The organism is Roseibium algae, from assembly GCF_037783265.1.
Lineage (GTDB): Bacteria > Pseudomonadota > Alphaproteobacteria > Rhizobiales > Stappiaceae > Roseibium > Roseibium algae.
In genome coordinates, this window is the sequence record NZ_JBAKIA010000019.1 from 15,436 (window position 1) to 40,645 (window position 25,210).

Below are 25,210 nucleotides of genomic sequence, written 5' to 3' on the forward strand. Positions count from 1 at the left end.
CATGTCTGCTCTACCAGAATTGCGCCCCAACCAGATTGAGCTTGTCCGCAGTACGATTGCCAAGGACTGCGACAACGGCGAGTTCAACCTGTTCATGGAAGCCGCCAAGTCCTATGGCCTTGACCCTTTCAGAAAACAGATCCTGCCTCTTGTGTTCAGCAAGACCGATCCAAAAAAGCGCCGCATGTCGATTGTGGTTTCAAGGGACGGCCTGCGCGTGATCGCACAGCGTTGCGGCAACTACCGCCCGGCGTCCGAACCGGCACAGTTCGTCTATGACAAAGACCTGATCAGCGACACCAACCCAAAAGGCATTGCGTCCGTTTCCGTTCGCCTCTGGCAACAAGACAACCGCGGCGAATGGTTCCCGGTTATGGGAGAAGCAGATTGGGATGAGTTCGCGCCTCTCAAGGAAATCTGGACAAAAAACGAAGAGACAGGCCGCGACCACCCTTCCGGCAAGTTCAAACTGGACGCAACAGGCCAATGGGCAAGAATGCCGAAGGTCATGCTCACCAAATGCGCCGAGGCTCAGGCCCTGCGCGCTGGCTGGCCTGATCAGTTTGGCGGCGTCTATGTCGAAGAAGAAATGCATCAGGCTCAAGCGCAAGACCTGACAGCCTCCCAGATCATTGAACACGAACAAGAGCAACGGCGGCTTGCCCGTGTTTCATCGGTAGACGCGGTGATGATGTCTTGGTCATCAGACACGCCTTTGGAACCGGTACCGGTAGGCCAGTTGGCAGACCGCATCATTGAATGGAGCCGGGATAAATCCCGCACCTTGGAGCAGCTGGAGACCTTCACCCAGATCAACCTTCATTCACTCAGGGAGTTCTGGGCAAAGAGCCCGAACGACGGCCTTGAGGTAAAGAAAGAGATTGAACGCCGGATTGATCGACTGACTACACGGGCTATCGCTGCTTGAGCGAAGCGCTTGAGCAGCTTCAAAGCGCCCAAGACCGCAACGAACTGGCGACCGTTTACCGGGTCGTTGCGGCCCTAAGCAAAACCCAACCCCCTGAATTTTCCGCTGAGTGGAACCGGGCTTTCAAGCGCCGGGCGGCGGAACTCGGCCTGGAGTTCAAAAAATGACCTCTCAAATCACGTACCAATGGACAGGCGCGACCATGACGCCAGCCCCCCAATGCCTTGAGCGTTGCCGCACCATGTTCGAAGTCGGCGGCCTCTACACTCTGGAAACACCCACGGGCCGGACGCGGAAAAGCCACAAGCATTATTTCGCCTGCATCAACGCAGCTTGGCAGAACCTGCCGGAAGATCAGGCCGACCGCTTCCCCTCCCCTGACCACCTTCGCAAGTGGGCATTGGTGCGCAGTGGCTATGCCGATGAAACAACCGTTGTCTGTGATACCGAGGACGCGGCCTTCAAGGTCGCAGCCATGGCCCGCAAGCTCGATGGCTATGCGGTCATCACCTGCCGAGGCAACACCGTCCGCACCTTCACAGCCAAACCCCAAACAGAACAGACAATGGACGCCAAGGACTTCCAGAGGTCCAAGGAAGCCGTCCTGATGACCCTTGCCCGATTGATTGGCTCTGATCCTGTTCAGCTCTCACACACAGCAAGGATGGCCGCATGAGCGATTTCATCAACACCGCCGCGCCTTACGTTCTGGCGCTGCTTGGAACTTGCATTGCCGCGACGACCCGCGACACGGAGGACGCAAGCGAATTGCCCTTCGTAACCGGCCTTCTGGTCATCATGAGCGCCGTCTATTGGTCAGGAGCTGCCGCATGAGCGATCTAATCCTTTGTCCAGGCAACAAGCGCTTGAAGCCCGTCGTCATCAAGACAGCAACGATTGAGGTTGCCGAGCACCAAGCCAGCACATTGATCAAGAAGCCCGGTTCAGAACGAACCCGTAACACCATCACCCTACCCCGCCTCGATTGGATGGAAAGGGAACCGGCATGCCCATGATTTCAGATCCCCTTGGCGGCCGCAGCCTTCCCGAATGGATTGGCAAGACCCCGGACAGTCAGCCACCAGATCGCGTACGGGACCGCATATTCATCCGCGCAGGCGGTATCTGCCACATATCCGGCATCAAGATCAGACCCGGAATGAAATGGCAGGCAGAGCACATCAAGCCCTTGTCGATGGGCGGGGAGAACAGGGAAAGCAACCTTGCCCCCGCCCTTACCGAAGCCCACAAAGTCAAAACCAAAGAAGAAGCCGCCGCTCGTTCAAAGGCAGATCGCATCAGACGAAAGATGAACGGAACCGAGCGCCGCAAGACGTCCCCTATGCCGGGCAGCAAAAGCTCAAAATTCAAACGCCGCATGAACGGCGAAGTCGTCAGGAGAGACGCAGAATGATCGACCTCGCCCGCATCCGCTCCCAAGCGGAACAACGCCTTCCAGTCACCGGCAAGGACGTGATTGCCTTGCTGGATCTCATAGACAAGCTCAACGCCGACAATGAAATTCTAACCGTAGGTTTCAGTCATGAACTGCGCGGGATTGTGGCAATGATCGAGGGAGGTCCACACAATGCAAGAGCAGCCTAAGGCCTTAGCAATAGCCCGCCCCCCGTCATATTGGGTTGAGCAATTCGAACAGATGGGAGCGCCCATTTCTGAAAGGGCTCTCAGAGCCAAAGCAAGGGCAATCAACGCCTACCTAAAATTCGGCAAGACGATCCTTCTAACACCGCAACACATTGATCAGATTTTTGAGGCCGAGAAATGCCACTTGAAATTTACAAGCGCGGACAAAAATTCTGGCTCCGTGGACGAACTGACGGCATCGACGGCTACGTCAACCGAAGCCTTGGAACATCTGACGAGGCAGTTGCGAAGACAAAGCTCTCAGAAATCGAAGGTAAGGCGCGGAAACGTGCGATCCTTGGATCAGAAGCGCCGACAGAAGCAGACGAGCTAACCTTTTCTGCCGCCGTCATGCTCTACGACGCAAAACCGGCAGAGGCCGGGTATCTTATGAAGGTCGTTCCAGTCATCGGGCAAATGAGGGTCAAGGACATAACGCCCAAGCTTGTGCGCGACCTGGGTAAGAAAATATATCCAATGGCCGCCTGTGACACATGGCGACGACAAGTCGTGACTCCTATCAGCGCCGTGATCAACAACGCGCACGATGAGAAGGGAACGCCCCCGATAAAGATCAAGGCCTACTCCGCAGCCGAACGCCAGCAACAGGATGCTGCGCGAGGGAAGCAAAGCCGGAAGGAAAAAACACCCGGTTCATGGGAATGGCTCGACAAATTCACAAAAGAGGCAAGCCCACACATGGGCGCCCTTGCGCTCTTCATGTTCACGACGGGCGCCCGGATCGGTCAGGCTATCCAGATAGAGCCTTCAGACCTTGATTTGCGCAATTCCCGCGTCTGGCTTACGCCATCCAAGGGACACCCCGGCCAGTGGGTCGACATCATCCCGGAAACCGTTGCAGCGCTCGCAAACCTGAAAGCCCGCAATGGGTTCGTCTTTGGATATAGATCCCGGCAAAGCGCATATGGCCCGTGGCGGAATGCTTGCAAAAGAGCAGGGATAGAATACATCGCGCCACATGCTGCCGGTCGGCATGGCTTTGGAACTGAATTGATAGTTCGTCAGGGCGTGAATGCTGTTGACGCTGCCAAGGCTGGCCGGTGGTCAAGCCCCCGCGTTCCGCTCGACACCTATGCGCATTCTGAGGGAAGTTCTCAAAAGGTTCGCGATGCGTTCTCACGAGGCCGAAGCGACGAATTTACAAAACCAAAACAGTTGAAACGTGTGAAATGAGCTAAAGGCTTGATACAAAACGATAATTTCGTTTTCACTTACAACCTTAGCAGGGGAGCGCCTTCGACCACTCGGCCACCTCTCCGGTTCGCCTCTGATACCTGATTTCATATGGATTGCAAGACCCCTGACCTGACTAGCCTGTGGATTTGGCAATCACATCATATTCTTGTGCCAAAAACGCAGTCCTTTGGACAAAACCATACAGTCAGTGCCGACACCTGCTCAGCGACAGATCGCACATATGATGATCAAGATTAAGGGGTCATAGAAAACCAGGCAGGAAACCGGGGGCAATAGCGGGCCGGTAGGTGAGAACCGAACCCTAAATTACAAACGCCGTAGATGTAACGATAGCCAGAAGACTGTCTGTCATTGCTGCGTCAACAGAACTGGCCAAGTTCAAAAAACCAACTCATAATATCTTGTCAAAGGCCGGGCAGCCTTCAAACGCCCCCAAGTTACCTACACGAACACGAGAACCAGAGGCCGCGTATCCGATCTATGAAGTTGATCAGAAATTGCAAACATCCGATCTAGCAAAGCACGCAAAAAAGTCATTCAAACAACGACACATCGGTAAATTTTGCGAGTAGTGTGATCCAAAATATCGATGTGATGAAAAACAACCGCCTAGAACAAGAAAACCCCTGTTTCATGTTACAAACCTATAAAGCCGTTATCCGGGTTCTTGATCTTGATGAGCAAAAGCTCATGGAAATGGCTGGCCTGCCTGTAACTTTCCTGCAAACCACCCAGAGCGTAACCGGCAAGCAGCGCCTCGCCCTTGATCTGGCAATTGAGCGCCTGAGCGCCCGCCCCGATCTCGCTTACCATCTGGCTATGTTCAGGGCACGCACTCCACGTGCCGCCAGCAGTCTTGCTTTTGCAAGTTGCGCCACAGTGGAGCGCGGTCTGGAACGACTGTCCCTGTTGAAGCGATCAGCCGAAGGCATTTCCTTTTTCACAAAGAGGCTGCAGGACCGTCTCCGGATCGAGATAAAGCCACGAGCGCCAGATATTACCATTCTGCATTGGGAGGCCCTGTGCGAACTCCTTTTCATTGTAGAGCTGTGCCGAACTCATAGTGCACGTATGATCAAACCTTCGGCCGTCGGGATCATGGATGCTGCCAAACTGCGGTTTGAGGATATCGCCTATCTGGGCGTTGCCCCGACCAACTCCAGTGTCGTGTTTCTGGAGCTGCCTCTTTCCGACGCCAACTTGCCTCTGTTGACCGCCAGCAACAGTCCTTCAGCCATGGACGTCGCCTGGATTGAGGCAAATGCATCTCCAAGCCCTGCCCCGTCTTCAAGCGAGCAGGTCAAACAGGCCTTGAAAGAACGTCTTCCGGCCGGCCAGTCTTCCATTCAGGATATCGCCCGGCATCTCAACATCAATGTCCGCAAGCTACAGCGCCAGCTCAAAACCGAGGGCCGGAGTTTCCGTGGTCTACTTGAAGAAACTCGGAGGGAGCTCTCTGCCCACTACCTCAAGGAGGAACAACGCCCCGTGAGCGAGGTCTCCTACCTGCTGGGCTATCAGGATCAGAATTCGTTTTATCGGGCGTTCAAGGGCTGGACCGGAACGACGACAACATCCTGGAGTGATTAAGGGCTGGGCGTGGAAACAGAGCGTCTGCGGCGCAAGATCCAAAACATAAAACCGACACCTATCGTCAAACAGATACGCAGGCAATTCTGCCATGCTATTGAATGGCGACAGCGTCGCATGCCTTTATCGGGATCAAACTGGCCATATGGTCAAATGCGGCTTCAAGCCAATTTCGAGCTAACCTCGACTCATGTTACACGATGGACAAATGTCCGCCTGAATTCTCAAGTTAACGAATGTGACCACGAATGAAACTGCTCAAGCCCAGCATAAATAAAATTCCGGCTTATGTTGATGCGCTGAAGAGAGGTTGGTCACCAGACAACTTGAGATCAGAAGCATCACAAGAGCAACTTTCAAAGATCTCCCAAGACGCTGCATTGTTTGTTTCTGGCTTAGATGACCCTACTGCGAAAGCGGGTCCAATAAAACTGCCGGACGGGTCTGAAGTTCCGCGTCTGCCAAGTGTTCGACGCTGGCTGTGGGACAATGAATTTTGTGGCCACATTGGTTTACGTTGGAAACCTGGAACCGAAGACTTGCCGCCCACATGTTCTGGACACATTGGCTATTCTGTCGTGCCTTGGCGACAGGGAGAAGGATTGGCAACCGCTGCACTGGTTGCAATACTACCAGAGGCGAAGGCTATTGGTTTGAAACACGTAGATATCACAACCAGTCCCGAAAATCCCGCTTCAATTCGGGTTATTGAAAAGTCAGGAGGATCGTTGCTGACGAGCTATACCGCCGAAAAATCCTTAGGCGGGCATGCAACACTGCTATTCCGAATTTCACTGGCCGAGTGACTATGGGCTCTTGAAAGCACCATTCAGAACTGTTCGGCAAGAAGAAATCCTGCCCTTGCCGCGGCATAAAAACGTATGCCGCAGCTAGCAAGCGTTAGAGAAACGGTGGCTGATCATCCAGCAGGCACCGCTCAATGCATCGACAGCCATTCACGAGCAGACCGCTGGGCAGCCGCAATATCTCTGGAAGTCATTTCAACGGAAATTTCCTTACGGTAGCGTGCAGCATCAGCACAGCCCTTCAATGCAGCAATATTGAACCACTTGTGCGCAGTCACCAGATCCGCTGTGCCGTGACGGCCGCAGGCACTGTCCAGTCCCATCTGGAACAGGATGTCGGCAGTTGCAGGCTTTTCGCCCATGATGGCCATATCGGCAGAGTGAATTTCAAAACGAGCCATGATGCTCTCCCTTTGGTGTGAAGCCTTGCAGCTTTAGTGAAACCGAAACGCCGGTTTTCCTTGGCGTTTCTTGACTTCATATTGAGAAGAGCAGCTATAAAGAGCGGTTAAATTTCTAACTTAACGAAGCCCCAACAAAGACTGAAGGAAGTCTGAAGTTCACAAAACGGTAAGACTGAAAACTAAAATAAGCCATATTTTTCAATCAGTTTTATTTCAAACTGGACGGAGCTCATAAACACTTTGCTTACCATCAATTGGTTTTAACAATTTTGCTCGATATTTTTCTTCACGCGGTCGGCGTTTTGTCACCCATGAAAAACCAAATGACGAAGGCACTTAGAGACATCATGACGGATGCAGCCATTCAAATGCGGGGCCTGCTCGGACGCTCACGCCACAGGCAGTCCGCAATACTGGGCTCCCTGATGCTGATCAACATGGGAGCTTCCGCTCTTGCAGCCCCCGATATAATTGGCACGTGGCGCACATCAGACGGCGCGACGGTTCAGATCCAGCCTTGCGGGAAAAGCCCATGTGGCAAGCTCGTTGATTTCAAGCCGCTGCCCGGGCACAGCACAGCCAGCGCCACAGACGTCAACCACAAGGACAAATCAAAACGCACGCGCAAGCTTCAAGGACTGACGGTCCTGTGGAGGCTCAAGCCAACCAGGACAGCCTGGAATGGCCGTATCTACGACCCTCGACGCGGTTTCAGCGCCGATGTGACCTTAACCAGCAAAACGCGAAACACCCTGACCTTACGCGGCTGCGTCAGAGTGGTCTTCAAGATGTGCGAGACAGAAAAATGGCGCCGCCTTCCGTGAAAAGCGACGCCCCAGCATCTGCAAAACTCAAATCCCGGTTTTCATCTGGTCAAAATCAACGAGCGCGTTGTCCGAATAAAACGCTCTGAGCGTCCTTATCATCTTCCAGAGCCAGTTTTTCGCGCTCTTCCCGGCCAACAGCCAGACCCTTCACAACGGCATTTCGGGCCTCAAGACGTGCCTTCCAGGCTTTGACATTCGGAAACTCTTCCATGTCCATGCCCTGGCGTTCCCAGCCCTGTGCCCATCCGACAATCGCCATGTCGGCAATTGTGTACTCACCGCCTGCAACATATTCACGCCCTTCCAGGCGTTTGTTCAACACGCCATAAAGACGATGGGTCTCATTCAGATAGCGATCCATCGCATAGGGAAGCTTCTCAGGCGCATAAATGCGAAAATGATGGTTCTGACCCAACATCGGACCAAAGCCACCCATCTGCCACATCAGCCACTCTTCGGTCTCCACACGGGCCCGCTCGTCACTCGGATAGAACAAACCGAATTTACGTCCGAGATATTGCAGGATCGCGCCGGATTCAAAAACAGTGATCGGCTCCCCTCCCGGACCTTCCGGATCAACGATGGCCGGCATGCGGTTGTTCGGAGAAAACGCTAGAAAGTCTGGCGCGAACTGGTCGCCTTTGCCAATGTTGATCAGCTTGAGATCATAGGGAACACCGAGCTCCTCCAGCATGATGGAGACCTTCCAGCCATTGGGGGTCGGCCAGTAATAGAGTTCAATCGGCTTTGTCTGGGTCACGGCCATCGGGCGCTCCTGCTTGGCTTTGGTCGGCAATCACATCAACGACATTCCATCGTCGAACACCGATGGATTTAAGGTAGCCACATCTGACTTACAACGGCAAGGCATCGAAAACCCATTCCAGCTCATAACAACTTCTTGAAGCCAAGATGGCTCTGGTCATAACCAAGCCGAACGTAGAATCGATGTGCATCCGTACGAACGCTGTTGGACGTCAATTGTATGAGCCCGGCATTCGCCTGTCGTGCCAGCGCCTCAGCATGCTCAATCAACTTGGCACCAATCCCCTGACCGCGCATGTCCGCGCGGGTATGTACGCTTTCCAGTTCGACCCGAGGACGGCCCTTGAACGCGAGACCCTTCATGAAATGGATCTGATAAGTCGCCAGCACACTGCCGTCATCGTCCAGCGCCACATAGATATCCATCTCGGGCGCTTGCAAAATAGCGTCGAAGGCTTGGCGGTAATCCTCAGCGTTGTTGCTCTCCCGGCCAACCCGCGCACCAGCCGCGCCAGCGCCAATGATCGCAACAATCTCAACCAGATGCTCCGGTCTCGCCTTTTCAATGGAAACGGCAACACTCATGACATCTCTCCCGCAGCAACAAAGACCATCATTTTAACAGCCTCGAAATACAAGACTACGACAGCGCTGTAACCTCGTTTGACTGATAAAACTGCGGCAAACTAAAAATGCGCGGCAGTTGCCTGCCGCGCACCTTAATCCGTCGATCTCAAGTAAATCAGAGGGCAGGTAACGGTGGCAATGGCGTTTTCAGCCATTTTTTGGACAAGGCATCCAGCTTGCCGTTCAGCTTTTTGTTCAAGACAAAGACGTTAACCCACTGAAGCAAATCGATATTGCCGGTCTTGATGCCAATGAAGGACGGTGAGTTCGCAATAATAAACTTGTTCTCAAGACCGAATTCCGGATTGGTCTGGGTGATGCCGAGCGCCACCATATTACCAGTCACAATGACATCTGCCTGACCCGATACATAAGCTGCGATGGTCGCCGCGTTGTCGCCAAATCGAATGATGTCAGCATCAGCAGGGGCATCAGCCGTAATCGCCAGATCTTCAAGTGTTCCCCCTGTTACAGCGATCTTCTTGCCGGAAAAATCATCGACTGAAGAGACCGTAACATCAGGTTTGGCGAATGCACCGGAAAAGAAGGGCGCATAGGCATGGGAAAACCAGATGGACTTGGCCCGTTCCGGATTGGCCCCAAGAGTGGCGATCACAAGATCAACACGATCTGTTTCGAGGAATGGAATCCGCTGTTTTGAAGTTACGGGAACCAGTTCAAGCTCCACACCAAGATCCTCTGCGATCATCTTGGCCACATCAATGTCATAGCCTTCATATTCACCATCAGCGCCCAGAGAGCCGAACGGTGTGAAATTTTCCGGAGTGGCAATCTTGATCTTTCCCGCAGAAAGAATGTCCTTGAGCTCTGCAGAGGCCGGCGTTGCGACCAGCATTGATGCAGTAATCGCTGCGCCAATCAGTCCTGATAGTTTTTTCATCATTTTACAATTCTCCTGAGGTGATGAACTTGAAAAGACAGTCAGGCGGAAGCTTTTGCACCGCCTTTGGGGGAGGAGGAGCCAAGGCGTTTTTCGAGGCGTCGCGACCAGACCGACAAGGGAAAGCACAGGGCGAAGTAGATCATCGCCATCATAGGGTAGATGACGAAAGGCTGGGTCCCGGGGACCGGCGAATTGGCCCAGCGTTTTCCAATGCTCATCAGATCGTGAAACCCGATGATATAGGCCAGCGATGTCCCCTTGATGATCTGAACGAGAAAACCAACGGTTGGGGCAATCGCCAGGCGAAACGCTTGGGGCACGATGATCAGCAAGACGATTTGCGGCGTTGTCAGCCCCAGCGCCTTGCCCCCTTCACTCTGCCCCGCCGGAATGGCCGCCAAGGCGCCTCGCCAAACCTCGGACAGATACGCGCTTGTATAAAGGGTCAGTGATAGACTGGCCGCCACCCATGGATCCACATTGATCTCAAACAGTCTTGGCATTCCCAAGCCGAGCAAAAACAACAACATCAGCAGCGGTACGGACTGAAACAACCAGGTGTAGGCCGTGGAAACCGCGCGTAGGCTCTTGGAGGGGGCAATGCGCCCAGCCGTGACCAGCAATCCGATTATGCCGCCACCGACGAACGCGATCAGCGACAAGTAAATGGTGAACTGTGTTGCATCAAAAAGCTGAAACAGGACGATGCCAAAGGGTTTTCCCAGAACGTCAACGAATATCTGCTTCATCGGACAGTCCTCCACCTGAACAACCGGTCATGCAGCACACTGAACAGGCCCTTGAATGTCAGGGACATAAGGACGTAACAGGCAGTTAGCGTGAAGAAGACCTCAAAAGACCGGAAACTTCGGCTGTCGATGTAAAGCCCGGCCCAGGTCAGATCGGTAACTCCAATCTCAGAGACAACACCGGTGGTGAGAAACAGGAAAATGAACTGGCTGTTCAATGACGGAAACATGGTCGCAACAGCCTGGGGAAAGGTGATTTTCACAAAACAAAGCCACTTCGGCAAACCAAGTGCCATCGCAGCTTCCGTCTGCCCCTTGGCGATGGATGTCAGTCCGGCACGCAAGATTTCAGCAAAATACGCCGAAAAATTCAGTGTCAATGCCAGCAGTGCATGCGCCCAGAATGGCCACTGGTATCCCAGCAACATCGGCAGGCCGAACGCAACAAAGAACATCTGCACGATGAGCGGCGTGTTGCGGATGAACTCCACATAGCCGGTCGCAACATGCGCAATGACGGGAATTTTGTGATGCCGAGCTGCTGACAGAAAACCTGCAAGAACAAATCCTGCAACCCCACCTCCGACCGTGAGAAGCGCACTGACGCTTGCACCATGCAAAATCAGAAAAACATAGTCCAGATTGCGGTAAATTTCGAAAAATCTGAGGTCAGCCATAAATTTCGATCAATCGGCATTGAACAGCAAACATTGAGAATAATCCTGAGAGGTTGAAACAGACTGATGCCTTCCACACGCAAACCGTATGCCAATTTTGAAAAAGGGCATGAAGTATGACGAAATGCTCGGAGGGGGGCGTAAGAAGTCAAACCCGGCAGAAAAAGATTACTAAATAGGCAGGTTCAAAAATCTAAAATGCCTATTTTTACATCAAAAAACATAGCTGGCTCAACACAAAAAACGCCCTGAACAGTCGTTCAGGGCGCTTGAAAATAACTGAGAACAAATCAAACCAGAATTATTCAATACCGATTTTGGCTTTCAGCATATCGCTTACTGCCTGCGGGTTGGCCTTGCCTTTGGACGCTTTCATGACCTGACCGACGAACCAGCCAAGCAGACCCTGCTTTTCCTTGGCCTGCTCTGCCTTAGCGGCATTTGCTGCGATGATCTCATCGACAATTGCCTCAATGGCCCCCAGATCCGTGACCTGCTTCATGCCGCGGTCTTCAACGATCTGAGCCGGGTCACCGCCTTCGCTCCAGACAATCTCAAAAAGGTCCTTGGCGATCTTGCCCGAAATCGTTCCGGCCTTGATCAAATCCACAATGGACCCAAGCTGATCAGCCGACACAGGGCTGGTCGTGATATCAAGACCTTCCTTGTTCAGGCGACCGAACAGCTCATTGATCACCCAGTTGGCGGCCAGCTTGGCATCGCGCCCATCTGCGACCTTCTCGAAGAAATCAGCTGAGATCTTTTCAGCAACCAGAATGTCAGCATCGTAAGGCGAAAGGCCCCACTCCTTGACGAAACGAGCCTTCTTCTCATCCGGAAGTTCCGGAAGATCCTTGGCAAGGTCGTCCACGTAGGCCTGCGTAAACACAAGCGGCAGCAAATCCGGATCCGGGAAATAGCGATAATCATGCGCCTCTTCCTTGGACCGCATGGAGCGGGTTTCGCCCTTTACGGAATCAAACAGCCGTGTTTCCTGATCAATCGATCCACCGTCTTCCAGGATCGCCATCTGACGACGGGCTTCATATTCAATCGCCTGACCGACAAACCGGATCGAGTTGACGTTCTTGATCTCACAGCGAGTGCCAAAGTCAGCGCCCGGACGGCGTACAGACACGTTGACGTCGGCGCGCATGGATCCCTGATCCATGTTCCCATCACAGGTGCCCAGATAGCGCAAGATAGTCCGCAGCTTGGTCAGATAGGCCTTCGCCTCATCCGAGCACCGTATGTCAGGCTTGGAAACGATTTCCATCAGCGCCACACCGGATCGGTTCAGATCTACGAAAGACATCGACGGATGCTGGTCATGCAGCGACTTGCCTGCATCCTGTTCAAGGTGCAGGCGCTCAACGCCGATCTCGACCCGCTCATTGGGCATATCAAGATAGACAATGCCTTCGCCAACGATTGGCTGCTGGAACTGGGAAATCTGATAGCCCTGCGGCAAATCCGGGTAGAAGTAGTTCTTCCGGTCAAACACGGACTTCAGATTGATCTCAGCCTTCAAGCCAAGACCCGTGCGGACGGCCTGACGCACACATTCCTCATTGATCACTGGCAGCATGCCGGGCATGGCCGCATCGACCAGAGACACATTGTTGTTCGGATCATTGCCGAATTCAGTCGACGCTCCGGAAAACAGCTTTGCCTCCGAATTGACCTGCGCATGGACTTCCATGCCGATGACAATTTCCCAGTCGCCAGTGGCGCCCTTGATGAACTTCTTCGGGTCTGGTGTGCGTGCCTCGACAAGCGTCGTCATGCGTTCAAATTCCTGTTCGCTGATATTGAGCCCGGAAGGGTGTTGCTCTTCCTATAAAAGCAGGGCGCTCACAATACAATCCGTGAGCACCTATGAGACAGCAGCATTTCCCACAAAGACAACATTATCTTACCAAATGGAGCGTCTGACGGCGAAAACCGCGTCCTTATTCTCTGGGATCTGTTGGGTTCTGGGATGCGCCCGTGCGCATGATGAAACCAATGAGAACCGCGACCGCCTGATAAAGCTCAGTTGGAATCTCGTGGTCGATTTCGATCTGGGACAAGGCCTCGGCCATCATCGGATTGTTCTCGATCGGAACCCCCGCCTCACGTGCAACGTCCTCGATGTTCGTGGCCGCTGCGCCGAAGCCTTTTGCCGTCACAATCGGCGCACTGTCGCCATCATAGGACAGCGCGACGGCAACCTTTTTCCCCTTGCCTTCTCTATCACTCACAACAGTGCCCTCACTCCAGTCTCGCACACGGAGCAACTCATATGCCCCGGATCTTTCTTATGATGCATATTCACACCATAAGCTGTCACGATTGACGATCCACTCTTGCGCCCGCAGCAGCTTTGGAACGGATTGGCTGCCCCCGAATGAACCGCAGCTCCTGCAATTCAAGACCGGCGTGGGCAAACGCTGCCTCTATCGTGTCCCGCTGTGCCGACAAATTACGGTGGGTGTCTTCCCGCTCAAGCCAGAGACTGACGTAAGTTCCCCCGCCGCGCAGGCTCACAGCAGCCTCCACTGGTCCGGTGGCTGTCAGATCCAGACCGAAGCGCAGCCTCCAGGCTTTTTCCGCGTCATTTTCACCTTGGTCATGTTCAGGGTCCCGCCCGATCTGCATCTGCAGAACGGCGGTTTCCTGACCAACAGCCAGAGGCAGATCCATGACCACATCCATGGCGCGGGCACTTCCTGTCGGTCGGGAAGACGCTTCTTCCTTGCCAAGCCCGCGGCTTGCCATCTGACTGAGGCGAATGCGCGCCAACGCACTGTCGGTGCTCTGCATCAAACGAGTCAGCTGGGCCTGTGCTTCCGGTTCGCCATCGGGCACAAAATGTAAGGAGGCTCCGGCGGCCGGTGTCTGTCCGCTGGGCCCGTTTCGAAGGCCCGGCACAGGCGGCTGCACCAGCGGTTTCACTGGCATTTGTTTAACCCCGAGCCCATCCAACATACCGCGCAGCTGGACCAAAAGGGACTTCAGATCAAGGGCAGCAGATTTGCCGCTGACGGATTGGGTGTTCTCGCGAAAAAGCCCAGAGTTTGCCACCGACTGAGCAATCGTTTTGCCTGTTACCGACGCAGCACCGCCTCCGAGCCTCAGCCCGAGGATCTGCTGCATCACATCCTGAACCGGCTTGGACACTGAGACTTTGCCTGAGCTGACGCTGGCCGATAATGCCCCGATCTGGGCGAAGACACCGGACAGGGACGCTTGCTGGCTTTCAAGACCGGGCAACAATCTGTTGGCCGCCGCTTGCAGCGGTTCAGACACCGGTAGACGTCCCGCACGAGACGCATCTGCACCGGACAGAAGAACAGACGGAGAATAACTCGCGACCAGCCGCCCAGAGACTTGAGACGCCTGCGTGCCGCCTTGAAGACCTTGGGAGCCTTGAGATGCCGGGCCGGCCAAAGGTGCAGACCTTGTTGGCAATGGTGGTTTGGCCTCCGCCGTCAAAGGTGCGCTTTGAGCTGTGACGATGGGGCCAGATGTGGGGGCACTCGCAGCAGGAGCTGCAGTGCTCGGCAATGTCGCTCCACTCGCTGAAGCTGGCAAAGAGGTTCCGGGCTGCGCAAGCGCCCCTCCAGCCTGGGGCGTTTGAAGAGACTGAGGTGCCTGAGAAGCTGGAGCATCAACGGGAGCCGCTCCTGGAACGGCTGTCTGGGGAAGTGCTTGGCCAGAGGTTTGAGACGTTGCCGAAAGGGGTATCTGAGAAGGCAGCTGCGCCGAAGGCTGTTGCGGTAACGCCGAACCACCAGCGCCCTGCCCCGTTGCGGGGGCAACACCTTGTCCGGAAATTTGGCCCGCCACGGCTCCAGAGCTACCCTGCGAACCTGCCGGAGCTTGTGGTGCTGCAGTTACCTGAGCCGGAGAAGCACTCAGCACGGAAGCAACAGGCGGCGTCGGCACAGCGTTGCTGCCTCCATTTACCGGAGCCCCACCTGCAGGCAAGGGAGATTGTGGCCCTGCCGGATTTTGCGCCGGGGTATTTGGGCTGGATGCCGCGCCAGTCAAGGCCCCAGGCACCGGGGACCCAGGCAAAGCTGTTTGCAAATTCCCACCGGCACCAGAAATGCTGGCACCGGTGTTGGGAGCTGTTGTGGAAACCTGAGAAGCAGGGCCGGCAGTCGACGATTGGGGACTGCCCTGCGACGGCAAAACTGCCGATCCGGTGGGCGCACCAGTCCCATTCCCAGTACCAGACGCAAATGTAGACCCTGTAGCCGGTGGGCTCACCGCAGACGTTTGCACTCCCGATGCAGAGGCAGGCGTTGGCGAATTTGTCGGAATTGAGGACGTCCCGCTGGGGGCAGGTGTCACGCCAGGCGTCTGCACAGAAGGCTGTGCAGCTGGTGAGGCAGCAGGCACTGAAGGCGGGGAAACCTGAACCTGTGAATTGGGCGACGATACAATTTGAGGCAGCGCGGCAGTTTGGGGCAACGTCAGGATCTGCGTTGTGACGGACGCACGAATCTGCCCAGGCGTAGCTCCAGTCTGGTCAGGAAGCAGCGCTTGGGGCTGAAGTTGCGTCGGGGACTGAGACGCTGGCTGACTTGGGGACTGAGAAACAGGAGGCGTTGGCGACGTTGTGCCCGAAGGCGGTGACTGCGGCGGCTGTCCCCCAGCCGAACCAGCCTGCTGAAGTGCCGCGCTCTGGCTCGTGCCTTGAGCCGACGGAATAATCTGAATCTGGGGGCGCGCCGTATCACCCGATACTTTCAGCGTGACTTCAGTGCCTTTTGGTAAGGGAGTGCTGGCTTGAACGTCCACAGTTTGCTTGCCTACGGCCAGACGTAAAATATTGTCTGGTCCGCTCGAAACAACCCTCGCAGGCACTTCCATGCCGGGTTCAAGTTTGAGCGCCGCCCCTCCTCGGGACGAAGCACTTGCCATCTGCAGGGCTGCGATATGACCAACCATGACGTATTCTTTTTGCTACCGGCACAAGACCCGAGGAAACAGACCTCACTGTAGCAGAGATTCTTTATCTATGGTTCTAACGGATAAGGCCTGCCATTCACGCAAAGAATTCATTGCCCGAATCTATCTTTTACGCCTGTTTGAAATCCAATAAGCAATGCTGGCGACAACAATGGCCCCAACAAAACGGAATGGAAACATCGCCAAGGCTCCCGCATCATGCGGAATAAGCATGGGAATGGGGGTAAAGCTCCAGGCTGTCTCAATAAACAGCGACAGGACAGCTCCGGCAAAACCGGCGACGAAAATCTTGGAGGCCTGATTGGCGTACCAGCCCATCCCCGCACCGATCAACAGCGCAAAGGGGTTAAGAAAGCCAGCAAGTCCGAAGAGATCCAGCCATGTGTCAGAGAATGTCATCATGGCAGATATTTAACGACAGATTCCCGGAATTGCGAGCTGAGAATTGAACATCGACACGACAGGATGCAATTAAAACACAATGAACGGCTATGCGCAGGTAGTACCTTTAAATTTATCAACAAATGCAGAAAATGTAGAGCTGTAAAAATTAAGCTAACTCATATTACTCAAGGTAAGCAGTATGATTTTAGCAATTCCAAAACAAGTAGAATAAAATACATGCAAACAGAAGCATCTGCAGACATCACCATTGATGACATGAGACAGCAAGAAAAGCGCCTTGGCCTCAAGTGCAGTCATTGCCATCGATTTCGATACATGAGCGACGCACGCTTTGATCCAGACGTGCATGTCTCTAAGATTGCTGAAAATCTGAAATGCGCGCGCTGTGGATCCACGGAAGTCAAGACTTTCCCAGTGTCCCGAGACCCGGCAAGCGGTTATTGGCCCGCCGAAGGCAGCTAACCCGCGAACTATCCCGCTATTTTCCTTGTAAAATGCCTGACAGCAGTTAAATTCGCTCTTGCATACCTATGGAGTTTTTATGCGCTTTTGCCGAGAGGCCCTTTAAAGCCCGATCACATGTTGGTCGGGCAAATGTGAGACACGCTGCCGCATGCACCTGCTGCGACAAGCATTATTTTGCGCGCATTTAAAGACTTCACAATTCAATGGACATCTCAAAAGCTGAACAGCGGGTGCTTCACCTGCTGGCTCAAGGTGGCCGCATCCTCGTTGAAAAGGATGAGACCGGTAAAATAACGACCAACTGCACAGTGACACGGGAAGGTTGGCTCTGGTCCGGCTGCCCGCTGCCGCTGTTCAAAAAGCTGAAACGTCGCCGCTACATCGCCTCAAGATCAAGTGGTCCATACCGGATCACCGAACTGGGCTTGAAGCGCGTCCGTTCCCAGCTCAACAACCGCTAAAAACAGAAACAGCCGGCTTGATAAAGTCGGCTGTTTTTTCTTCCTGGTCGGCTGGATGCCGTGCGTCCGCCCCTAAAACCCCATTGCAGCAGCTAAGGCATCACCCCAAACGCTCCAGAACAACATCCGCAATGGCCAAAGACGCCGTCAAACCGGGCGATTCAATGCCGTAAAGCGCGACCAAGCCAGACTGGCCATGAGCCTCCCGGCCATCAATCCGGAAATCCGCTGCAGGCGCGCCCGGCGCTGAGATTTTTGGGCGAATTCCGGAATAATCCGCGACCAAAGCGCTGTCCTCCAGGCCCGGCCAATAGCTGCGAATGGCCGCGTAGAACTTTTCCCCGCGCGCCGGATCTACCCGGTAATCCAGATCGCTCACCCACTCCACATCCGGTCCAAACCGCGCCTGATGCTGCAGGTCAAGGGTCAGATGAACGCCCAGCCCACCAGGCTCCGGCACCGGATAGATCAACTGAGAAAACGGCGCTTTTCCGGTGAGTTTGAAATAGCAGCCTTTCGCGAGATAGGCTGTTGGCGGGGCAGCCCCTTCAATGCCTGCAGCCAGCTTTGGCGCACCGTGCCCAGCGCTTACAATCAGCTCCTTGCAGGTCAGTGCGTAGTCTTCTTCATCCGCTCGCACAACGACAGAATATCCACCGTCAGCCAGCGCCGAGATGCCAACCACATCCGTGTTCAGCACCACTTGACCGCCATTGGCTTCCAGTTCGCCCTGAAGTGCCAACATATAACCATGGCTGTCGATGATCCCGGTTGAGGGAGACATCAGCGCAGCCTTGCAATTAAGGTCCGGTTCCAAGGCTGCGGCATCATCCTCAGACAAAAAGCTCAGATCGCCGACGCCATTGGCCTCAGCCCTGGCCCGAATGCCCGCGAGTTCTTCGACCTGGGCCGCACTACTGGCCACGATCAGCTTGCCGATCTTTTCGTGGCCGACCCCATTGGCCGCGCAAAAGTCATAGAGCCGCGCCTTGCCTTGAACGCAGCACAACGCTTTCAGACTGTCTTTGGGATAATAAATGCCCGCATGGATGACTTCCGAATTGCGCGCACTCGTCTCCGAACCGATCAGGTCATGGCGCTCCAGCACCATGACCTCACGACCGGATAGAGCCAAAGCGCGGGCCGTCGCCAAGCCCACCGCCCCTGCTCCAATAACAATGGTTTCAACGTCATGCATAACGCTGAAGAACCTTTATGCCCACCAGGCGTCCGGCGAGAAATGGCCTGCAGCTTCTTCGATCACGGAACCGATCTGGAACAGGGTTTCCTCATCAAACGGCTTGCCGATCAGCTGCAGACCAAGCGGAAGACCGTTTTTGTCGCAGCCAGCTGGCACGGAAATACCCGGCAGACCCGCCATGTTCACCGTCACTGTGAAGACGTCCTGCATATACATCTTGACCGGATCGGAATGCATGTCCTGATCAGCAATGCCGAAAGCTGCTGACGGGGTCGCCGGTGTCAGGATGGCATCAACGCCATTGGCCCAGGCCAGATCAAAGTCCCGCTTGATCAGCGAGCGCACTTTCTGCGCCTTGAGGTAATAGGCGTCATAATATCCGGCGGACAGCACATAGGTGCCGATCAGGATCCGGCGCTGCACTTCGGAGCCGAAACCGGCTGCGCGCGTGCTTTCATACATGTCCGCAATGTCAGTGCCTGGAACCCGGAGGCCATAGCGAACACCGTCATAGCGGGCAAGATTCGAGGACGCTTCGGCAGGGGCCACGATGTAATAGGCTGGCAATGCGTATTTCGTGTGCGGCAAGGTGATATCAACGATCTCGGCACCCGCATCCTTCAGCCACTGGATGCCCTTCTGCCAAAGCTCTTCGATCTCGCTTGGCATGCCGTCGATGCGGTATTCAGCCGGAATGCCGATCTTAAGGCCCTTGACTGATTTGCCAATCGCCTTTTCATAATCGGGCACCGGCATATCCACCGATGTGGTGTCCTTGGCATCCACAGAGGCCATCGACTTCAACATGATTGCGCTGTCGCGAATGGTCTGGGTAATCGGCCCGGCCTGATCCAGCGACGAGGCAAAGGCAATCGTCCCCCAGCGCGAACAACGGCCATAAGTCGGCTTGATGCCAACCGTTCCGGTGAAGGCAGCTGGCTGGCGAATTGATCCGCCTGTGTCAGTCGCAGTGGCGCCCATGCAAAGACGGGCTGCAACCGCTGCAGCTGATCCGCCGGAAGAGCCGCCCGGAACCAGATCCTGATTGGAACCAGCCTTGCGGAACGGATTGATCACATTGCCATAATGAGACGTCTCGTTGGACGATCCCATGGCGAACTCATCCATGTTGAGTTTGCCCAGCATGACAGCGCCATCGGCCCAAAGGTTGGCGGTGACAGTGGATTCGTAAGCTGGTTTGAAGCCATCCAGAATGTGGCTGCAAGCCTGGGTGTGAACACCCTTGGTCGCGAACAGATCCTTGATGCCGAGCGGAATGCCTTCCAGCGCCCCCGCCTCGCCCTTGGCGAGCTTCTCATCAGATGCTTTCGCCATTTCGCGGGCCTGATCGCCTGTCACCGCCACATAGGCGTTCAGCGCGCCATTCGCCGCTTCAATGTTGTCGAGAAACGCCTCGGTCAGTTCGAGAGAGGTGAAGTCCTTGTTGGCGAGCTTCTCACGCGCATCGGCAATGCTTAGTTTGGTCAGGTCGGTCATAATCTAGATCTCGGTTTCGGCCTGAAGCGGCCGTGAATAAAAAACGGCGGTCATCGTGAAATCCGGTTATTCGACGACTTTCGGAACCATGAAGAAATTGTCTTCAGACATCGGTGCATTGGCCGTGACATCCAAGGCATAGCCCCCATCGGTAACGCCGTCAGCGCGCTTTTTCATGGTCTGCTCAACAACCGATGTCAGCGGCTCAACGCCGTCAATATTCACTTCGTCCAGCTGTTCAACAAAGCCGAGAATGGCATTGAGTTCACCGGTCATACGCTCGGCATCGCCGTCGCTGACCTTGATGCGCGCCAGATGGGCAACGCGTTTCACCGTATCTGTGTCGACCGACATGAGGTTTTCTCTTTCTCAACTGATAAAGCCATCGGACAATTTCCAGCCCGTATCTGCCCCCTGTTTTTCTGAAATTTGAGCCAAGGACAAGGGAAACCCTTGCAAGGAGAATAGAAAACCAGCAAATACGGTTCCATGAGTAACCGTAAAAACCAATCTGATATTGGCCGCCCCCAAAAAACACAAGTCACCGAAGACATATTGACGACCACCCTCAATGGCTTGGCCGAAAGAGGGTTTGAGGCCACGACAATCGCCCATGTTGCGGCCAAGGCGCAGACCAGTAAACAGGCTATTTATCGTCGCTGGCCGGACAAGACGGCCATGGTCGCAGCTGCCATCCGTTCTGCACTGGAGCAAGCCAGTCCCTCTCCGCCTCAACGCAGCAATGTCGCCCATGATCTGAAAATCTGCCTGACCAACACAGTCCGCGCCTATCAGGAGACACCACTTGGCGACGCCTTGCGGGCACTTGTGCCGATGCAAGATCACCCGGAGCTGAAGGGAATCTTAAATGAGGCGGAAGATGCGCGCCGCCTGGTCTTGCGCCAGATTTTCATTGCCACACCGTTTGAAGCAGACATGGAAACCAGGATCGACCTCCTGCTGGGCCTGATCTATTTCAAACTGCAGATCCGGGGACAGCAGATCAGCGAGGCAGATATTGAGACAGCCATTCATCTCGTCCTTGGCCTCACCGCCCCTCGAATGCCGCCAACCTGACACCAGCCAGATACCAAAACTGCCATTGGCTCTCGCATCTGTGCCGGATCCGTGAAGAGGCTTGATTGGCATTCTCACGCTCAGGATCTCATTTTCCAATGCAAGGCAGCCGCCCCCTTTCACCTGCCGTCCTTGCCACTTGGGAGACCATGCCAAATGACCTTCATCAAATCCGCCCTCACCGGCATTGTTCTGACAACCTGCCTCTTTGCAGGCTCTGCATACGCCGACGAAATCACGACCTATGTCAGCGGCGATGCTGCGATTGGAGGCACCGATCCGGTTGCCTATTTCACGCTAGGCAAACCTGTTGCAGGCTCTGATAAATTCACAACCACCTACGACGATGTGACCTGGAAATTCTCCTCGGCTGAGAACCGCGACATGTTTGTCGCCAATCCAGCCAAATACGCCCCGCAATATGGCGGTTTTTGCGCTTTTGGCGCAGCCATGGGCTTCAAGGTGCCTGTCGTTCCAGAAGCCTGGAAAATTGTTGATGGCAAACTGTATCTGAACAACAGCCCCGCCGTTCAGAAACGCTTTGAGGGAGATGTTGCAGGCTACATCAACAACGCAACATTGAACTGGGAAATCATCAAGGACAAAAAGCCGGAAGACCTGAAAGAACCAATCATCCGGTGATCTCGGCTATATGAACAATACAGAAAGGGCGCAGCGGTAACCCGCTGCGCCCTTAATCTTTCATCCAAACCTGAACCGTTATCCGATCAGGGCGTTGTCATCACGCTTGATCACCACAATGGACGAACGGGCCAATTTGCCATCTCCATCAGGGAACGGTGCTTTAGGATGCTGAATTCCAGCAAAGGCACTGCGGCGATCCACTGACCAGTTGAGACCGGTCACTTCCGAGCCGTGTGGTCCTGTCAAGAACCGCTGGATTTCACCCGTGGCCGGATCTCCGATCAGCATCTGGTTGTTGCCCTGTCCGGCAAAGTCCCCTTCATTGCTGTCATTGCCATCGGTCTGGATCCACAACAGACCCTTTGTGTCAAAGGCCATACCGTCCGGCGAGTTGAACATGTTGCCAGCATTGATGTTGGAAGACCCACCGTAGGTGTCACCCCCATGAACCTCAGGGTTTCCGGCCATCACGAACAGGTCCCATTTGAACTTGGGATCCACATGATCATCGTTTTCCGGATACCAGCGTACGATCTGGCCGTATTTGTTCTCTGCACGCGGATTAGGTCCGCCCACAGGGGTCTCATCACCGCCGGCATTGGTCTTGATACCGCGGTTCTTGTTGTTGGTGAGCGCGCAATAAGCCTCGACGGCCACAGGATTAACCGCGATCCATTCAGGACGGTCCATGGTGGTTGCGCCAACCTTGGAAGCTGCCATGCGAGTGAAGATGCTGAGCTCAGCCTGGCTCATGCCAGTGGTTTCCTCAGTCAAGGCCAGCCACTCACCGGTTCCATCGTCATGGAACTTGGCAACAAACAATGTGCCATCGTCCAGAAGACCATCTGTGCTGCCACCAGCTTGATAGGTGCCATTGGACACGAACTTATAAAGGAATTCGCCGCGCTCATCATCTCCCAGATACACAACAACATGACCGTCACGACCGAGAGCACATTCAGCATTTTCATGCTTGAAGCGGCCCAGCGCTGTGCGTTTCACAGGCGTTGAAGCAGGATCAGCCGGATCGATTTCCACCACGTAACCAGCACGGTGTGGTTCATTCACGTTCTTGGAGATATCGAAACGTGGATCGAACATTTGATAGGCGTAGCGGCTTTTCAGTCCAATGCCATAACGCTTGTAATCATCCGGCACAGCAAATGCTGCATCGGTCGATCCAAAGTAACCGTTGAAATTCTCTTCGCAGGTCAGATAAGTGCCCCAAGGGGTTTTACCTGAACCACAATTGTTGAACGTTCCAAGCGACTGAGTGCCCGACGGATCAGCATCCGTTTTCAGCAAATCATGACCAGCAGCAGGGCCAGCCAGACGCATTGGCGTATTATGGGTGATACGCCGGTTGAACGGGCTGTCGACAACCACTTGCCAACCATGTTCGCCTTCGGACACTTCCATCACAGTCACGCCCTGCAGGTTCTGCAGCTTTTTGACATCTTCTGCAGATGTCGGAATGCCGTCTTTGTTGTTCGGCAAGTTCAGCTTGGGATTGGCATATTCATGATTGACAGCAATCAGCTGGTGGTCGCCAACGGAGAAGAATTCCATGCCGTCAGTGTTCTCGCCGAACACTCGGTCGGACGTGGCAGCATCGCCGCCTGTTGCGTGGTCAAAGTCTGCAGCATCGGAAAAAAGCTTGTCGCCCCAACGCACCAGAACGTCCCATGTGTAACCTTCTGGAACATGGACAGTTGAATCTGTCGCAATCGGTATTGCCTTGAAACCGAAGCGGCTGGAGGTCATGGCCTCGGCAGAGGTTGACCCTAACAGGCTCGTGCCGAGGCCCATGGCCGTAGCACCAGAGCCAAGGGCAACAATGCCGCCCAAAAAGCCACGTCGAGACAGAGCCCTGTCAACGACCTGATCAAATTCAGTCTCTTCAGGCGTCGGACGCTGCAACTCGTCCCAATCGTCCCACGAAAGATCATGCGTATCCGCGTTTGTCATGGCTTGCTCTCCAAATAGCTGGCTACCAACATTTACGCGCGCAAGATCACCCATCACCATGTCAGGTTGACGACACTTTCCAGTGCATTATGCATTTGTAATGATCCGGAGAAATCTGTGCTCTAAGGCAAAGGCACGAGATCATCATCCAACGAGACAACCTCGCGCCTTTGCCGCACCATCACATTTCTCACTTGCGAGCGTTAATTGCAGGTGGCCTCATCCCCCGGAGCGAGCAGCTGGATTCTGGATGCCCTCTCCCCAAGGCCGCCAATAAAGGTATCCGCATTTTGGTCCAGTATCGGAAAAGTTCCAAAGTGACACGGGATAATGGTTTCAAAATCGAAGAAGCGATTACAGGCCAGCGCAGCCACTTTACCGCCCATTGTAAAACGATCCCCAATCGGCACAATTCCGACCTTCGGAGCGAAGAGTTCGTTGATCAGGGCCATATCACCAAAGATGTCTGTGTCCCCCATATGGTAGACGACAGGCTCATTTGGTGCATCCACGATCAAGCCATGTGGCTGGCCGAGATAGATCGCCTCCCCATTACCCTTGCTCTGCGACGAGGATGAATGGTGGGCGGTCGTCATTGCGACCTTGAAAGGCCCTAAATCAAGAAAACCGCCAGAATTCATCGGATTGATGTTGCTGACGCCCTGCGCCTGCAGCCACAAGCAAAGCTCATAGTCGGCAGTTAATTGCGCGCCGGTCTTTTTGCAAATGGCGGCAGCATCTCCAACATGGTCGTCATGGCCATGGGTCAACAGGACATGCGTTACGCCCTCAGACACAAGATCAACGCTCATGTCTGCAGGAAAGCTTGGATTGCCCGTCAAAAAAGGGTCGATCAGGATCGATGCACCCTTGATTGAAATTTTGAAAGCCGAATGCCCATACCAGGTCAATTTCATAACAAAGTTCCCATGCCGATTTTAAAGAAGCACCATTCCTATCGCACAGCTTTTCCCTGCCTGCACCCCCGACATTCCCAGGACTTGACCTTACAAAGGACTTGACCGCCCCCCCTGACATTTCCAAAAACCAAAGTATAAAACTAAAGGCGACAAAAAACGGCGCTCAGGAAATTTACGCGGGCCTCCAAGATTTGAATGTAGAACTTAACCAGAGGTTTACTGTAAAAAACGCCTACAACATTTGATTAATATTTTAGAGTTTAAGATAGTATAACTACTCATGACGCACGACAAATTGTTAATATAAAGACGCAGCCATGCAACGACCAACTCTGGACAACCAACACCGAAAGGTTGAATGTGCATGAGAATCCGGAGTTTTCTGGTCTTATCATTTGTAAGCGCAACATTGATTCCAGCGCTCATTCTCAGCATTTGGTCATACCATGACAGCGTAAATCGGGAATTTA

General features: G+C 54.2%; 30 protein-coding genes. 15 read left to right on the forward strand and 15 right to left on the reverse strand.

Annotation, left to right across the window (positions count from 1 at the left end; all coding sequences use genetic code 11):
- Position 1 precedes the first annotated feature (1 nt).
- From bet to V6575_RS20330, 10 genes are all read left to right on the forward strand, one after another.
- On the forward strand, positions 2-928 hold the full coding sequence (gene bet, locus V6575_RS20285; protein ID WP_340276970.1) for a phage recombination protein Bet: 927 nt from the start codon (positions 2-4) through the stop codon (positions 926-928).
- Positions 925-1,095: a hypothetical protein gene (locus V6575_RS20290; RefSeq protein ID WP_340276972.1), complete on the forward strand. Its 171-nt coding sequence runs from the start codon at positions 925-927 to the stop codon at positions 1,093-1,095. The genes bet and V6575_RS20290 overlap by 4 nt, the downstream gene beginning before the upstream one ends.
- On the forward strand, positions 1,092-1,604 hold the full coding sequence (locus V6575_RS20295) for a hypothetical protein (RefSeq protein ID WP_340276975.1): 513 nt from the start codon (positions 1,092-1,094) through the stop codon (positions 1,602-1,604). The genes V6575_RS20290 and V6575_RS20295 overlap by 4 nt, the downstream gene beginning before the upstream one ends.
- A complete protein-coding gene (locus tag V6575_RS20300) occupies positions 1,601-1,762 on the forward strand; it encodes a hypothetical protein (protein ID WP_340276976.1) in 162 nt (53 codons plus the stop codon). The genes V6575_RS20295 and V6575_RS20300 overlap by 4 nt, the downstream gene beginning before the upstream one ends.
- On the forward strand, positions 1,759-1,944 hold the full coding sequence (locus V6575_RS20305; RefSeq protein ID WP_340276978.1) for a hypothetical protein: 186 nt from the start codon (positions 1,759-1,761) through the stop codon (positions 1,942-1,944). The genes V6575_RS20300 and V6575_RS20305 overlap by 4 nt, the downstream gene beginning before the upstream one ends.
- Positions 1,935-2,342: an HNH endonuclease gene (locus V6575_RS20310; RefSeq protein WP_340276979.1), complete on the forward strand. Its 408-nt coding sequence runs from the start codon at positions 1,935-1,937 to the stop codon at positions 2,340-2,342. The genes V6575_RS20305 and V6575_RS20310 overlap by 10 nt, the downstream gene beginning before the upstream one ends.
- A complete protein-coding gene (locus V6575_RS20315) occupies positions 2,339-2,533 on the forward strand; it encodes a hypothetical protein (RefSeq protein ID WP_340276981.1) in 195 nt (64 codons plus the stop codon). Before V6575_RS20310 ends, V6575_RS20315 begins: the two co-directional genes overlap by 4 nt.
- A gap of 177 nt (positions 2,534-2,710) precedes the next feature.
- A complete protein-coding gene (locus tag V6575_RS20320) occupies positions 2,711-3,766 on the forward strand; it encodes a tyrosine-type recombinase/integrase (RefSeq protein WP_340276983.1) in 1,056 nt (351 codons plus the stop codon).
- Positions 3,767-4,423: 657 nt separating this feature from the next.
- The gene (locus tag V6575_RS20325) at positions 4,424-5,380 is read left to right on the forward strand and encodes an AraC family transcriptional regulator (RefSeq protein ID WP_340276985.1); all 957 of its coding nucleotides are present in this window, start codon (positions 4,424-4,426) and stop codon (positions 5,378-5,380) included.
- A 248-nt stretch (positions 5,381-5,628) separates the two neighbouring features.
- A complete protein-coding gene (locus V6575_RS20330; protein WP_340276986.1) occupies positions 5,629-6,186 on the forward strand; it encodes a GNAT family N-acetyltransferase in 558 nt (185 codons plus the stop codon).
- Positions 6,187-6,317: 131 nt separating this feature from the next.
- Here the strand turns inward: V6575_RS20330 and V6575_RS20335 are convergent, their stop codons facing one another.
- On the reverse strand, positions 6,318-6,587 hold the full coding sequence (locus tag V6575_RS20335) for a hypothetical protein (RefSeq protein ID WP_340276987.1): 270 nt from the start codon (positions 6,585-6,587) through the stop codon (positions 6,318-6,320).
- A 326-nt stretch (positions 6,588-6,913) separates the two neighbouring features.
- Here V6575_RS20335 and V6575_RS20340 point away from each other — a divergent pair, with 326 nt between their 5' ends.
- A complete protein-coding gene (locus tag V6575_RS20340) occupies positions 6,914-7,414 on the forward strand; it encodes a DUF2147 domain-containing protein (protein ID WP_340276989.1) in 501 nt (166 codons plus the stop codon).
- Between the two features lie 55 nt (positions 7,415-7,469).
- Here V6575_RS20340 and V6575_RS20345 read toward each other — a convergent pair whose 3' ends face one another.
- The 9 genes from V6575_RS20345 to V6575_RS20385 form a co-directional block, all read right to left on the reverse strand.
- The gene (locus tag V6575_RS20345) at positions 7,470-8,183 is read right to left on the reverse strand and encodes a glutathione binding-like protein (protein WP_340276991.1); all 714 of its coding nucleotides are present in this window, start codon (positions 8,181-8,183) and stop codon (positions 7,470-7,472) included.
- A 122-nt stretch (positions 8,184-8,305) separates the two neighbouring features.
- Positions 8,306-8,767 carry a GNAT family N-acetyltransferase gene (locus V6575_RS20350; RefSeq protein WP_340276993.1) on the reverse strand — a complete coding sequence of 154 codons (462 nt, stop codon included), beginning with the start codon at positions 8,765-8,767 and terminating at the stop codon, positions 8,306-8,308.
- Positions 8,768-8,924: 157 nt separating this feature from the next.
- Complete coding sequence (locus tag V6575_RS20355) at positions 8,925-9,713, reverse strand: transporter substrate-binding domain-containing protein (RefSeq protein ID WP_340276995.1); 789 nt, start codon at positions 9,711-9,713, stop codon at positions 8,925-8,927.
- Between the two features lie 38 nt (positions 9,714-9,751).
- Positions 9,752-10,462 carry an amino acid ABC transporter permease gene (locus tag V6575_RS20360; RefSeq protein WP_340276997.1) on the reverse strand — a complete coding sequence of 237 codons (711 nt, stop codon included), beginning with the start codon at positions 10,460-10,462 and terminating at the stop codon, positions 9,752-9,754.
- Positions 10,459-11,139: an amino acid ABC transporter permease gene (locus V6575_RS20365; protein WP_340276999.1), complete on the reverse strand. Its 681-nt coding sequence runs from the start codon at positions 11,137-11,139 to the stop codon at positions 10,459-10,461. Before V6575_RS20365 ends, V6575_RS20360 begins: the two co-directional genes overlap by 4 nt.
- Positions 11,140-11,440: 301 nt before the next feature.
- Entirely contained in the window at positions 11,441-12,925 is a 1,485-nt protein-coding gene (gatB, locus tag V6575_RS20370) for an Asp-tRNA(Asn)/Glu-tRNA(Gln) amidotransferase subunit GatB (RefSeq protein WP_340277001.1), read from the reverse strand.
- Between the two features lie 166 nt (positions 12,926-13,091).
- Positions 13,092-13,382, reverse strand: coding sequence for an EscU/YscU/HrcU family type III secretion system export apparatus switch protein (locus V6575_RS20375; protein ID WP_340277003.1), 291 nt, complete (start codon positions 13,380-13,382; stop codon positions 13,092-13,094).
- 85 nt (positions 13,383-13,467) lie between these two features.
- Positions 13,468-16,080, reverse strand: a complete 2,613-nt coding sequence (gene fliK, locus V6575_RS20380) for a flagellar hook-length control protein FliK (protein WP_340277005.1) — start codon at positions 16,078-16,080, stop codon at positions 13,468-13,470.
- A 123-nt stretch (positions 16,081-16,203) separates the two neighbouring features.
- A complete protein-coding gene (locus V6575_RS20385; protein WP_340277007.1) occupies positions 16,204-16,503 on the reverse strand; it encodes a phosphatidylglycerophosphatase in 300 nt (99 codons plus the stop codon).
- Between the two features lie 219 nt (positions 16,504-16,722).
- Here V6575_RS20385 and V6575_RS20390 point away from each other — a divergent pair, with 219 nt between their 5' ends.
- Together V6575_RS20390 and V6575_RS20395 are read left to right on the forward strand one after the other, a co-directional pair.
- Positions 16,723-16,968, forward strand: coding sequence for a hypothetical protein (locus tag V6575_RS20390; protein ID WP_340277009.1), 246 nt, complete (start codon positions 16,723-16,725; stop codon positions 16,966-16,968).
- Positions 16,969-17,174: 206 nt separating this feature from the next.
- Positions 17,175-17,432 carry a YjhX family toxin gene (locus V6575_RS20395; RefSeq protein WP_340277011.1) on the forward strand — a complete coding sequence of 86 codons (258 nt, stop codon included), beginning with the start codon at positions 17,175-17,177 and terminating at the stop codon, positions 17,430-17,432.
- Positions 17,433-17,532: 100 nt separating this feature from the next.
- Here the strand turns inward: V6575_RS20395 and V6575_RS20400 are convergent, their stop codons facing one another.
- The 3 genes from V6575_RS20400 to gatC form a co-directional block, all read right to left on the reverse strand.
- On the reverse strand, positions 17,533-18,630 hold the full coding sequence (locus tag V6575_RS20400; RefSeq protein WP_340277012.1) for an NAD(P)/FAD-dependent oxidoreductase: 1,098 nt from the start codon (positions 18,628-18,630) through the stop codon (positions 17,533-17,535).
- Between the two features lie 15 nt (positions 18,631-18,645).
- A complete protein-coding gene (gatA, locus tag V6575_RS20405; RefSeq protein WP_340277013.1) occupies positions 18,646-20,130 on the reverse strand; it encodes an Asp-tRNA(Asn)/Glu-tRNA(Gln) amidotransferase subunit GatA in 1,485 nt (494 codons plus the stop codon).
- A 66-nt stretch (positions 20,131-20,196) separates the two neighbouring features.
- On the reverse strand, positions 20,197-20,484 hold the full coding sequence (gatC, locus tag V6575_RS20410; RefSeq protein WP_340277016.1) for an Asp-tRNA(Asn)/Glu-tRNA(Gln) amidotransferase subunit GatC: 288 nt from the start codon (positions 20,482-20,484) through the stop codon (positions 20,197-20,199).
- 135 nt (positions 20,485-20,619) lie between these two features.
- Between gatC and V6575_RS20415 the strand changes: the two genes are divergently transcribed.
- Together V6575_RS20415 and V6575_RS20420 are read left to right on the forward strand one after the other, a co-directional pair.
- A complete protein-coding gene (locus tag V6575_RS20415) occupies positions 20,620-21,207 on the forward strand; it encodes a TetR/AcrR family transcriptional regulator (RefSeq protein ID WP_340277017.1) in 588 nt (195 codons plus the stop codon).
- Positions 21,208-21,363: 156 nt separating this feature from the next.
- Entirely contained in the window at positions 21,364-21,849 is a 486-nt protein-coding gene (locus V6575_RS20420; protein ID WP_340277018.1) for a YHS domain-containing (seleno)protein, read from the forward strand.
- A 78-nt stretch (positions 21,850-21,927) separates the two neighbouring features.
- On the opposite strand, the gene V6575_RS20425 is transcribed toward V6575_RS20420, so the two are convergent.
- Complete coding sequence (locus V6575_RS20425; RefSeq protein WP_340277019.1) at positions 21,928-23,820, reverse strand: PhoX family protein; 1,893 nt, start codon at positions 23,818-23,820, stop codon at positions 21,928-21,930.
- Positions 23,821-24,023: 203 nt separating this feature from the next.
- Positions 24,024-24,737 carry a metal-dependent hydrolase gene (locus tag V6575_RS20430; RefSeq protein ID WP_340277021.1) on the reverse strand — a complete coding sequence of 238 codons (714 nt, stop codon included), beginning with the start codon at positions 24,735-24,737 and terminating at the stop codon, positions 24,024-24,026.
- Positions 24,738-25,210: the final 473 nt, after the last annotated feature.

What these genes read in the sequence shown, in the direction of transcription:
- bet (WP_340276970.1), top strand. Translation starts at nt 2, where the DNA reads ATGTCTGCTCTACCAGAATTGCGCCCCAACCAGATTGAGCTTGTCCGC.
- V6575_RS20295 (WP_340276975.1), top strand. Translation starts at nt 1,092, where the DNA reads ATGACCTCTCAAATCACGTACCAATGGACAGGCGCGACCATGACGCCA.
- V6575_RS20300 (WP_340276976.1), top strand. Translation starts at nt 1,601, where the DNA reads ATGAGCGATTTCATCAACACCGCCGCGCCTTACGTTCTGGCGCTGCTT.
- V6575_RS20305 (WP_340276978.1), top strand. Translation starts at nt 1,759, where the DNA reads ATGAGCGATCTAATCCTTTGTCCAGGCAACAAGCGCTTGAAGCCCGTC.
- V6575_RS20310 (WP_340276979.1), top strand. Translation starts at nt 1,935, where the DNA reads ATGCCCATGATTTCAGATCCCCTTGGCGGCCGCAGCCTTCCCGAATGG.
- V6575_RS20315 (WP_340276981.1), top strand. Translation starts at nt 2,339, where the DNA reads ATGATCGACCTCGCCCGCATCCGCTCCCAAGCGGAACAACGCCTTCCA.
- V6575_RS20320 (WP_340276983.1), top strand. Translation starts at nt 2,711, where the DNA reads ATGCCACTTGAAATTTACAAGCGCGGACAAAAATTCTGGCTCCGTGGA.
- V6575_RS20325 (WP_340276985.1), top strand. Translation starts at nt 4,424, where the DNA reads ATGTTACAAACCTATAAAGCCGTTATCCGGGTTCTTGATCTTGATGAG.
- V6575_RS20330 (WP_340276986.1), top strand. Translation starts at nt 5,629, where the DNA reads ATGAAACTGCTCAAGCCCAGCATAAATAAAATTCCGGCTTATGTTGAT.
- V6575_RS20335 (WP_340276987.1), bottom strand. Translation starts at nt 6,587, where the DNA reads ATGGCTCGTTTTGAAATTCACTCTGCCGATATGGCCATCATGGGCGAA.
- V6575_RS20340 (WP_340276989.1), top strand. Translation starts at nt 6,914, where the DNA reads ATGACGAAGGCACTTAGAGACATCATGACGGATGCAGCCATTCAAATG.
- V6575_RS20345 (WP_340276991.1), bottom strand. Translation starts at nt 8,183, where the DNA reads ATGGCCGTGACCCAGACAAAGCCGATTGAACTCTATTACTGGCCGACC.
- V6575_RS20350 (WP_340276993.1), bottom strand. Translation starts at nt 8,767, where the DNA reads ATGAGTGTTGCCGTTTCCATTGAAAAGGCGAGACCGGAGCATCTGGTT.
- V6575_RS20355 (WP_340276995.1), bottom strand. Translation starts at nt 9,713, where the DNA reads ATGATGAAAAAACTATCAGGACTGATTGGCGCAGCGATTACTGCATCA.
- V6575_RS20360 (WP_340276997.1), bottom strand. Translation starts at nt 10,462, where the DNA reads ATGAAGCAGATATTCGTTGACGTTCTGGGAAAACCCTTTGGCATCGTC.
- V6575_RS20365 (WP_340276999.1), bottom strand. Translation starts at nt 11,139, where the DNA reads ATGGCTGACCTCAGATTTTTCGAAATTTACCGCAATCTGGACTATGTT.
- gatB (WP_340277001.1), bottom strand. Translation starts at nt 12,925, where the DNA reads ATGACGACGCTTGTCGAGGCACGCACACCAGACCCGAAGAAGTTCATC.
- fliK (WP_340277005.1), bottom strand. Translation starts at nt 16,080, where the DNA reads ATGGTTGGTCATATCGCAGCCCTGCAGATGGCAAGTGCTTCGTCCCGA.
- V6575_RS20385 (WP_340277007.1), bottom strand. Translation starts at nt 16,503, where the DNA reads ATGATGACATTCTCTGACACATGGCTGGATCTCTTCGGACTTGCTGGC.
- V6575_RS20390 (WP_340277009.1), top strand. Translation starts at nt 16,723, where the DNA reads ATGCAAACAGAAGCATCTGCAGACATCACCATTGATGACATGAGACAG.
- V6575_RS20395 (WP_340277011.1), top strand. Translation starts at nt 17,175, where the DNA reads ATGGACATCTCAAAAGCTGAACAGCGGGTGCTTCACCTGCTGGCTCAA.
- V6575_RS20400 (WP_340277012.1), bottom strand. Translation starts at nt 18,630, where the DNA reads ATGCATGACGTTGAAACCATTGTTATTGGAGCAGGGGCGGTGGGCTTG.
- gatA (WP_340277013.1), bottom strand. Translation starts at nt 20,130, where the DNA reads ATGACCGACCTGACCAAACTAAGCATTGCCGATGCGCGTGAGAAGCTC.
- gatC (WP_340277016.1), bottom strand. Translation starts at nt 20,484, where the DNA reads ATGTCGGTCGACACAGATACGGTGAAACGCGTTGCCCATCTGGCGCGC.
- V6575_RS20415 (WP_340277017.1), top strand. Translation starts at nt 20,620, where the DNA reads ATGAGTAACCGTAAAAACCAATCTGATATTGGCCGCCCCCAAAAAACA.
- V6575_RS20420 (WP_340277018.1), top strand. Translation starts at nt 21,364, where the DNA reads ATGACCTTCATCAAATCCGCCCTCACCGGCATTGTTCTGACAACCTGC.
- V6575_RS20425 (WP_340277019.1), bottom strand. Translation starts at nt 23,820, where the DNA reads ATGACAAACGCGGATACGCATGATCTTTCGTGGGACGATTGGGACGAG.
- V6575_RS20430 (WP_340277021.1), bottom strand. Translation starts at nt 24,737, where the DNA reads ATGAAATTGACCTGGTATGGGCATTCGGCTTTCAAAATTTCAATCAAG.